Raw genomic sequence first — 1,564 nt, 5'->3', positions numbered from 1 at the left:
CTTAATAACTTTCCTCGTATTTATTTACTATACTTTCTTTAAGCTTAGGTAATTTTAAAAATAGAATAAGCGTTGGTAACATAATCACGGCTATATAGCCTAAAACCCTATAATCAAAGTCAATCAATTCAAACCCAAACATCGTTACTGGGAACATTAAGGCAATCATTAATAAATACGGAAAAACCATTATAGAATACAAGCCTTTTCCTTTTCTATATTTAAAAAGGGCGCTCCATTTTTCTTCATTCATACTAAAAATCTTCTTCATTGTTATAAAAAGCAACAATAATAATCCAACATAAAGCAATGAGCTAATTACATCTAACACAATGTAAGAAACAACAAATAAGAATATTTTCAAAGACTGTCACCTCTGTTCTATAATCTGGACATATTCAGGCGCAGTGCTTATTCAACAACTGCGCCCGTTTGTAGTATAATGACTTTCACAGTAACGATCGTGGATATCAACAATTAGATAATGTTTAGTTTTTCTTTAATTCTCAATTCTTGTCAAACCTAAAAAGTACGTTCGATTTTCCAGTAGGTCTTGGTTCCATTATTTATTAAAATTGCTTTTTTTGGTACTTGCGTTAATAAAAGAATGAGATTAAGTATATCTACCGAAGATGCCATAGCATTCACTAATATTAAAGCTTTAAATGTAGGTGTTAAGATCCCTAAAAGACTTAGTGTGATTGGTACGAGAATTGATATTATAACAAAAGGAGCCATCGTAACTAGTATATATCTCGATTTGGATATTTCCTCCTCCGTTAGTACATAACCACCAAACAGAGTAAGACCAATAAATGTTTTTTGTGATTTAATGAAATTGGGAATAAACGCCAAATGAAGTAGTTCATGTATAACTATAAGTAAAAATATCCAAATAATCACAACCAAGTTAATCGTTATTGATATGGAATCAGATGCCAGGCCAAATTCATTCAAAGACATAGTTGAAAAGGTATTTATTATACCTATGGCAATTAGTGCATTTAAAATCATTAAAGGAATTGACATTAAAACAACATTTATAAACTTTTTAGGCTCTTTCATTGGTGTCCACCCATTGTTCATTAACTCGCTATCCGCTTGCTCGTTAACTAGCGGCATTTTGTTTCGTATCTTAATAGAAATCCTTCCTATCTGTTTATTAATCTTATTAATCAATATTGCCCCTATTTATCTTGACTTTAACACAAAAATCAGCTCTCCATAATGGGTTTTTTATTCTATACAGCCTTCCAATTTCTTATTAGAGAAAAGCGCCCTTTAACGGTAGAAAAATTAAACTGTGTAGATAAAAACAAATAAAATAAACAAAGAAGCAGGTATCGTTATTAGGGCGTTAAATTTTTGTTTCCTTTGAAATTCAGAGATTCCTGTAACAATCATAAATAAGCCTAAAAAAAGTACCATGTACGGAATAAATGTGAAATCTTGAGTTATTAAACTGTAACCTGACAAGATGATTACAGCTATCCCTAAAATAATTTTTATAACCTTAAGCACAATGATATCCCTCCCCTTTAACCCCATGTCTTGATTATGTTAT

At 30.8% G+C, this 1,564-nt stretch carries 3 protein-coding genes; all 3 read right to left on the bottom strand.

Features of this window, described 5'->3' with window-relative positions:
• Position 1 precedes the first annotated feature (1 nt).
• Positions 2–253 (bottom strand): hypothetical protein, encoded by a 252-nt coding sequence (locus ACW2QC_RS20180; protein WP_457545718.1) that lies wholly within the window; start codon positions 251–253, stop codon positions 2–4.
• A 269-nt stretch (positions 254–522) separates the two neighbouring features.
• Positions 523–1,065: a DUF3267 domain-containing protein gene (locus ACW2QC_RS20175; RefSeq protein ID WP_457545717.1), complete on the bottom strand. Its 543-nt coding sequence runs from the start codon at positions 1,063–1,065 to the stop codon at positions 523–525.
• A 231-nt stretch (positions 1,066–1,296) separates the two neighbouring features.
• Positions 1,297–1,521 carry a DUF3953 domain-containing protein gene (locus ACW2QC_RS20170; protein ID WP_457545716.1) on the bottom strand — a complete coding sequence of 75 codons (225 nt, stop codon included), beginning with the start codon at positions 1,519–1,521 and terminating at the stop codon, positions 1,297–1,299.
• Positions 1,522–1,564 lie beyond the last annotated feature (43 nt).

It is taken from the genome of Virgibacillus sp. FSP13 (assembly GCF_054048505.1).
Note: the sequence above shows the minus strand (reverse complement) of the source record. Positions and strands in the feature narration are given on the sequence as shown.